The 8,086-nt window shown below is 61.0% G+C and carries 6 protein-coding genes; 3 read left to right on the top strand and 3 right to left on the bottom strand.

From position 1 onward, the window contains the following. Nucleotides 1-911 (bottom strand): TolC family protein (locus AC1DT3_RS07420; RefSeq protein WP_477464612.1); only part of this gene is annotated, 911 nt, incomplete at its 3' end. Nucleotides 912-1,163: 252 nt separating this feature from the next. On the opposite strand from AC1DT3_RS07420, the gene AC1DT3_RS07415 reads away from it, so the two are divergent. Beyond that, on the top strand, nucleotides 1,164-1,901 hold the full coding sequence (locus AC1DT3_RS07415) for a Crp/Fnr family transcriptional regulator (RefSeq protein WP_477464611.1): 738 nt from the start codon (nucleotides 1,164-1,166) through the stop codon (nucleotides 1,899-1,901). Here the strand turns inward: AC1DT3_RS07415 and cydC are convergent. Next, the gene (cydC, locus tag AC1DT3_RS07410) at nucleotides 1,895-3,520 is read right to left on the bottom strand and encodes a thiol reductant ABC exporter subunit CydC (protein ID WP_477464613.1); all 1,626 of its coding nucleotides are present in this window, start codon (nucleotides 3,518-3,520) and stop codon (nucleotides 1,895-1,897) included. The genes AC1DT3_RS07415 and cydC overlap by 7 nt on opposite strands. Nucleotides 3,521-3,552: 32 nt before the next feature. Then, complete coding sequence (cydD, locus tag AC1DT3_RS07405) at nucleotides 3,553-5,385, bottom strand: thiol reductant ABC exporter subunit CydD (protein ID WP_477464610.1); 1,833 nt, start codon at nucleotides 5,383-5,385, stop codon at nucleotides 3,553-3,555. Between the two features lie 85 nt (nucleotides 5,386-5,470). Between cydD and AC1DT3_RS07400 the strand changes: the two genes are divergently transcribed. After that, a complete protein-coding gene (locus tag AC1DT3_RS07400; protein WP_477464609.1) occupies nucleotides 5,471-7,060 on the top strand; it encodes a cytochrome ubiquinol oxidase subunit I in 1,590 nt (529 codons plus the stop codon). A 24-nt stretch (nucleotides 7,061-7,084) separates the two neighbouring features. Then, a partial coding sequence (cydB, locus tag AC1DT3_RS07395) for a cytochrome d ubiquinol oxidase subunit II (protein WP_477464608.1) occupies nucleotides 7,085-8,086 on the top strand: 1,002 nt, incomplete at its 3' end.

Below are 8,086 nucleotides of genomic sequence, written 5' to 3'. Positions count from 1 at the left end.
GCCTGAACGTTGAAGCGGGATGCGGCCAATTGGGCCTCTGCGAACGCAACGTCAGGACGGCGTTCGATGAGCTCCGAAGGGAGACCGGCGCGAATCCGTGGAATCCGGATGGCATCAGGGTTGTTGCCTGAGACCTTCAAACTGCCGGGGGTCTGGCCCAGAAGGATGGCCAGGGCATACACAGTCCGTTCCGCATCGAGTTCGATGGCCGGAATATTGGCCCGAATGTTGTCGACAAGGCTCTCCTGCTGAGCTTCGTCGAGATTCGAGACCGTTCCAAACTTTACTCGCGCCTTCACCGCGTCGAGGATCATCTGGGCGCTCGCCAGGTTGTCCTTTGCGATAGCGAGCTGCCGCCGCAGGGCGAGGACTTGGAAGTACGTGTTGGCGACATTCGCATCGGTCGTGATGACGATCGTCGCCAAATCGAACTCGCTTCCCGCGGCGTTGGCCTCCGCCGCTCGCCGGATCGACAGGTTCTTGCCCCAGAGGTCGAGTTCGTAACTGGCGCTCAGAGCCGCCGAGCTGGAATGGGTGACGCCCCGGCCTGCCGTCCCAGAACGGCTTCCCTGATAGGATTGAGCTGCGTTTCCGGAGGCAGACAAACCGGGAATCAGGTCTCGCGTCGCTACCTTGATCTGAGCGGTGGCCTGATCGATCCGTGCCATGGCCGCGGCCGTGTCGAGGTTGCCTTCCCGCGCCCCGATCATCAACCGATCGAGTTCCTTGGATCCCAAAAGCCGCCACCATCCGTCTGTCGGCCAGTCCCCGGACTGGCGTGCGTCGGCGTTCTTGAAACGCGCCGGCACCTCCGCCGAGAGGAAGGGAACATCCGGATCAAGAGCGCAACCGGCCGTCGCGAGGGCGAGAGCGACCAGGCCGACTTGGCGGAAAAGACAAGCAAACGTCATCAATCAGTGACTTGGACAAAGTGCCGCGCGGGCCGAGGAAAACTGGCGTCGAGCCATGTGAAGAACCTTGCAAACACTAGCCCGCCCTCGGAACGGTGTACATCGACCCGAGGCGCGAAGCGACCGTCTGGCAGCCCTGCGTTGTGGACGCTCCGACTTTTGTCCTGAAGGTGAAGTGGCTATAAGGGCGCGCGGCACGGTTCGGCGCCGGTCCAGAACGGACCCGCGTTTGCACCGAAACAGGACGAGGCCATGCAGAATCTGGTCTATTCCCATACGATCTCTCCCCGGCGCGCCTGCAATGCGTGCGAGGGTTGCGATACGCGACGTCTGGCCGTCTGCGCCGCCTTGGAAGTCCATGAACTTCAAGATCTCGAACGGATCATGGATTCGACCAAGCTCGAGGCCAATCAGATCCTCTTCGGCGAGGGCGATCCGAGGCGGAGAGCCTATACGTTGACCTCCGGTATGATCCGGCTGTCCCTGGCCCTGCCGGACGGAAGGCGGCAGATTACCGGCTTTCTGATGCCGGGAGATTATCTTGGCCTCGCCGATGATGAAATCTATTCGCAGACTGCCGAAGCCGTCGTTCCGTCCGTTCTTTGCTCGTTCGCCGTCACTGAAATGGATGCGCTCATGGAGCGTTATGGGCGTTTGAAGGATCGCTTGCATCAGCTGACACGGCAGGCGCTGCGCCAGGCGCGAGAGAGCCAGATGATTCTGGGTCGACTCGCGCCGTCGGAGAAAGTCGCGTCGTTCTTGCTGGTGATGTCGTCGCGGGCCGCTGCTCTTGGGCAGGACGAGAGCCCTGTGCACCTGCCGATGACGCGGACGGACATCGCCGACTACTTGGGTCTCACCATCGAAACTGTGAGTCGAACGTTCACGAAGCTCAAAAATCAGGGCTTGATTCGCCTGCCGGAATCGCATTCCGTCGAAATCGTCGACAAGCGGCTTCTTGCCGCGGTGGCCGGCAACGTCGCCTACTGAACCGGAACAAGCTGGCCTGCTTCGATCCGCAGGACGCGATCGACTGCGTTATCCGGAATGGATGCGTGAGTCGCGAGCAGTACGGTCCTTCCGGCAGTCGCCTTCGCGAGATCCTCGAGGAACGACAACTCGGTCTCACGATCGAGTCCACTCGTTGGTTCGTCGAGGGCGATGATCTGCGCCGGCGATAAGAGCACACGGGCGAGGCAGAGGCGGCGAGCCTGTCCGGTCGAAAGGGTGCGGCCGTCCTCTCCGAGCCACGTTTCAAGTCCGAGCGGCAACATCCTGACGAAGCTTTCGAGGCGGGCCGCTGCCAGTGCCCTCCAGCAAGAATCGTCATCCGCAAAGGGATCTCCGATGAGGAGGTTCTCGCGAATTGTTCCGAGAAAGATCGGGGTGTGTTGACTCAAAAGGGCGACGCGCCGGTGCAAGGTAGCTTGCGTCACCTCCCGAACATCTGTTTCCACGACTTGCACCGTACCTTTGGTCACGTCCATCAGACGAAGCATGAGGTGCAAGATCGTCGATTTTCCGCTGCCGCTCGGTCCGAGGATCGCAATGCGCTCGCCTGCCGACACGGACAGATCGAGTCCGCGAATGATGGGGCGATCCGCTTCATAGCCGAAGCTGACGGAATTGAACGTCAAATGGCTTCCTGGCGGCAACTCACGCGGCCCACCAGGATCGAAAACCGAAGGTGCTCTCGTCGACAGATCTCGAATGCGCGCCGCCGCCGCTTGTGCAGCGGCGAACTGTCCGGCATAGCGTGCTACCGCGCCCGCGGCCTCGAAACTCGCAAGAACCGCGAGCAGCAAGCCGACGAGCAATGGGCCATTGATCGTGCCTGCGTCGAGCGCATCGAGACCGAACCACAAGACCAAGAGCATCGTGATGCCGGCCAGAGCCTGCGACGACGCGGCGCCAATGGCGTTGACGATGACACGATGGTTGCGCGCCCGGGCGTGGACATGACAGGATTGGGCGAAAACTGAGTTGATCCAGTTCGACAATCCGAGGGCATGAAGATCCGCATGGCCCTCGATCCCATCGAAAACGCACATTCGCATGGAAGCCGATTCTCTCGCCGATCGTTCGCCGGAGGCCCGCGCCGTTATCACCAATAGGCCGGGCAGGGCGAGCAATGTAATGCTGAACCCGAGAACATAGGCCGATGCCGCCTGCGGCAGGATGAAGGCAAGGATTGCCGTGACGCAGCATCCGATCGCCAATGCGGACAAGAGAGGGCTGACCGCAGTCAAAAAGACAGTGTCGAGCGCGTCGATGTCGGCGCTCAGGCGCGATACGATGTCTCCGTGGCGCAAACCGTTGCGTTGAAACGGGACGCGCGGCGCAAGTGCGCGAAACTGCCAACCGCGCAAAGACGAGAGAAGAGCAAGGGTGGCGTCATGACCGACGAGTTTTTCGAAATAGCGCGACACGATACGCAGCATCGAGAGGCCGCGCACGAGCGCCGATGGGCCAAAGAGATTGAAGGCCAAGCCGGCAGTCGTCAACGCAGCGCCGGTGAGAAACCAGCCTGAAACGCCGAGCAGGGCCGTCCCTGCCGCAAGTGTCAGGGTGGATAACGCAAGCGCCACGACAAAGGCTCCCGAGCGCATGAAAAAGAAACGACGAAAGAACACCAGCGCCCTCATGCAACACCTTTATTCGCGCCGCGCGCGCTCGAGCGTGGGAAGGGGGTCGAAAGCAAAGTCTTGCCTGCAATGCGCAGAGTGCGGTCCATCCGAGACGCCAGATTGTGGGAATGAGTAGCGACGATGAGTGTCCTTCCGACGCAAAACGATTCGATAGAAGAGATGACGCGTGCTTCCGTCTCCTGATCGAGATGCGCCGTGGGCTCGTCGAGAAGGACGATCGCAGGGTCGCGCAGGAAGAGACGCGCCAACGCAACGCGATGCGCTTCTCCGCCCGAGAGGCCGATGCTGCCCTCTCCGATCATCGTCTCAAGTCCATCATCCAGCGCGTCGGTGAATTCCAGAACACGAGCGCGCCTCGCAGCCTCAACGACATCTTCCGACGACGCATCACGACGGCCGAGGCGAATATTCTCGGCAATCGTTCCATGAAAGAGACGAGGTCGCTGGCCGATGAAGGCAACGTCGTGGCGCAGCTGAACCTCCGACATGGTGGGAACATCGTCGGCGCCGATCTGGATGCGGCCGTCGAAATCCCGCAGACGCGCGATCGTTTCGAGCAAAGTCGATTTACCTAAGCCGCTCTCACTCAAGACGGCGACATGTTCACCAGGCGCCACGCTCAAGGAGATCCGTTCGAGAACGACGCGAGTCGAACTAGGTGCGCGAATCGTCACGTCGCTCAACGTGAGCCCTGCCGGCTGTCGTTGCTGCGTGACAATCCGATTCTCGTTCACCGGGGCCATGCTGCTGACGTCCGGGAGGTCGCCGAACAGCTCCACGATCTCCGCGACTGCCGCTTGGGCCGCGGCGCGATCATGATAGTGAACGGCCATTTGCCGAAGCGGGAGATAGATCTCGGGGGCCATCAGCAAACAGAACAAGCCCGCCTGCAACGTGAGGGGCGAGACGCGCAGGTCAATCAATCCGAGATATGTCAGCCCCACATAGAGTGCGACGCCGGCGACGCCGAGCGCGGCAAAGAACTCGAGCACCGCAGACGACAGAAATGCAATCTTCAGGACGCCAAGAGTCCGTTGTCGTAATTCCTCGCTGGCCTGTTCGATCGTTTCCGCCTCGGCCTCGGTACGGCCGAACAGTTTCAACGTTACGATGCCGCGCAGGCGGTCCGCGAAGAGACCGGAAAGTCGGGCAAAAGCCCTTGCATGCTTTCGGTTGGCGGCCTCGGCTCCCCAGCCCACCAACGCCATGAAAAATGGAATAAGTGGTGCCGTGATCAGGAAGAGAAGGCCGACCACGACATCGACCGTCAAGACGGCGGCTCCGAAGGCCAGAGGGAGGAAAGCCGCCCCTGTGACGGCCGGCAGATAGCGGGCAAAAAAGCCGTCCACTGCCTCCACGCGATCGACGATCAGGCCGGCAAGGGCTCCGGACGGGCGGGCCGAAGTCCAGCTTGGCTGTTCCGCGAGGAGGCGACGGAAGAGGCCTTCACGCAGCCGAAGCTTGATGGCCTCGGACGCCCTTCCGCCCGCCCAATCACCTGCCGCAAGCATGAGGGCGCGCGTGAAAATCAAGCAGCCKATGGCCATCAGCGTGGGCGCCAGGGCCAAGCGCGAAACGTTTGCGACAATGGCCTCGTTGAGACCCTGGGAAAGCAGATAAGCCTGAAGGACCAGGAGAATTCCGGCCAAGAGAGGGGCGCCGATTGCGATCGCGGCGAGGGGACGGACGGTCCGGCCGAGTTCCATCAGCCAGCGCATCTGGCGGCGGCGCTCGTCTTTTTCCCCTCGGTCTGTCTCGATCCGCTCCATGTTGATCCGGTTCCTCGGCATCGCGAACAGATAGACCCCTTGGGGCCGACGGCACATTGATTATAATCAAAGCACGGAGCGGCCGCGCCCTCTAGAGCAAAGGGTGAGCCGGCCTCTTGCCTGCTCGAACGAGGCACACGCTATGATCGATTTCACCGTCGTGGATCTGTCGCGGCTGCAATTCGCGGCAACGGCCATGTATCACTTCCTTTTCGTACCKCTGACGATCGGATTGTCATTTCTGATGGCAATCATGGAGAGCGTCTATGTGATGACAGGTCGCGAGATCTGGCGGCGGATGACATTGTTCTGGGGCATTTGTTTCGGAATCAACTTCGCGATGGGCGTTGCCACCGGCATCGTGATGGAGTTCCAGTTCGGGACGAACTGGGCCTATTACAGCCACTATGTCGGAGACATCTTCGGCGCGCCCCTGGCCATCGAGGGCTTGATGGCGTTCTTCCTCGAGGCGACGTTCATCGGTCTGTTTTTCTTCGGCTGGGATCGCCTTTCTAAGGTCGCGCACCTTGCTGTCACGTGGCTCGTGGCGCTCGGCGCCAACTTCTCCGCGCTTTGGATCCTGATCGCCAACGGCTGGATGCAAAATCCCGTCGGGGCCACGTTCAATCCGGAAACGATGCGGATGGAAATTACGGATTTCATGGCCGTTCTTTTCAATCCCGTCGCTCAAGCAAAGTTCGTTCATACGGTGAGCGCGGGCTACGTTACGGGCGCCATGTTCATGATGTCGGTGAGTGCGTATTACATGCTGCGCGGCCGACATCTCGATCTGGCAAAGAGGTCGATGGCGGTTGCAGCTAGCTTCGGGCTCGCCTCGGCGCTCTCGGTCGTGGTTCTCGGCGACGAGAGCGGCTATGTGACGACAGAGCATCAGAAGATGAAACTCGCCGCCATGGAGGCGATGTGGCACACGGAGCCTGCTCCAGCGCCGTTCACCATCTTTGCCGTTCCCAATGGGCAAACCCGCGAGAACGCCTTTCAGGTTCAGGTGCCTTACGCACTCGGCTTGATCGCGACGCGTTCGCTCACGCAGGAAGTTCCTGGGATCCTTCCACTGGTCGATCACGCGAAGACGCGGATCAAGAGCGGGATGACGGCGTACGCCGCGCTCCAGACGGTGCGGTCGAATCCTGATGACCAAGCCGCGCGTAAGACATTCGACGAGACATGGCCGGATCTCGGCTACTCGCTCCTCTTGAAGCGTTACCGCGACGACGTGGCGAACGCGACCGAGGAGGACATCAACAAGGCCGCATTCGACACGGTTCCCAACGTCCCGGTGCTCTTCTGGAGCTTTAGATTGATGGTAGGGATAGGTTTCTATCTCATCGCCTTCTTCGCGTACTTTTTCTGGCTTTCGACCACGCATCGCCTCGGCAAGAATCGACTCACGCTCACGATCGCGCTTCTCAGCCTGCCGTTGCCGTGGATTGCCATCGAGGCCGGTTGGCTCGTCGCCGAATATGGTCGTCAGCCGTGGATCATCGAAGGCGTGCTTCCCACGTTCTACGCCGCTTCGGGCCTGACACTCGTCGACTTGGCGATCAGCCTCGGCACATTTCTGATCATCTACACTGCGCTCGCCGTAATCGAGCTGATCTTGATGATACGCGTCATCAAGAAGGGCCCGACCGAGAAATCGCTTCTAGAAGACGGTTTGGCGGGTGGGTCGTATGTGCCCGCCGGCGCCACCGCCGACGCGAACCGCTGACACGTCATTCGGGATCCAATCATCATGATCGAACACATTCCGCTTTCATACGAAACGCTCCGGATGGCCTGGTGGCTCCTGCTCGGCGTCCTGCTGATCGGCTTCGCGCTGACCGATGGATATGATCTCGGCGTCGGGGCACTGCTTCCGTTCGCCGCAAAGACCGACGACGAACGGCGCCTGCTGATCAACCTCGTCGGTCCGACGTGGGAAGGCAACCAGGTTTGGCTGATCCTTGGCGGTGGCGCCATTTTTGCCGCTTGGCCGCCGCTCTATGCGATTTCCTTCTCCGGCTTTTATCTCGCCATGCTGCTGATTCTCGTGGCGCTGATCTTGCGACCGGTCGCCTTCAAGTTCCGCGGCAAGATCGAAGACACGCGCTGGCGGAAATGGTGGGACGTCGCCCTGTTCATTGCCGGCTTCGTGCCCTCGTTGATCTTCGGCGTTGCCGTGGGCAACGTGCTCCTCGGCGTCCCCTTCACGTTGGACGATACACTTCGTGCCAGGTACGAGGGGAACTTCTTCGGCCTGCTGACACCCTTTGCACTCCTTGCCGGCATCGTCAGTGTCGCGATGCTTGTCGCACACGGTGCGGCCGTGATCGGTCTGCGCACGGAAGGCGTGGTCGCGGCCCGGGCACGGATCTACGGACGCGGCGCTGCGCTCGTGGCGGCGCTCCTCTTCGCCCTCGGCGGATTGTGGGTCGCGTATGGTCTCGACGGCTATCTCGTGACGAGCGTGCAGAACACACTTGGACCTTCGAACCCGCTCCGCAAGACGGTTGAACTTGCGACAGGCGGATGGATGGCCGGCTACGCGGCTCGCCCGTGGACGATGATTGTGCCCGCGCTGGGCCTCGTTGGATGCGGGCTGGCGTGGTTGGGAATGACGGGCCGGCGTTGGAAGACRGCTCTGTTTRGAACCAGCGCCGCGATCGTCGGCATCATATCGACCGTGGGCCTGGCATTGTTTCCATTTCTCCTTCCGTCGTCGGTTCAGCCCAACGCCAGCCTGACTGTGTGGGAT

It is taken from the genome of Microvirga sp. P4_G7, from assembly GCF_056401005.1.
This window is presented reverse-complemented; position numbering and strand designations above follow the sequence as displayed.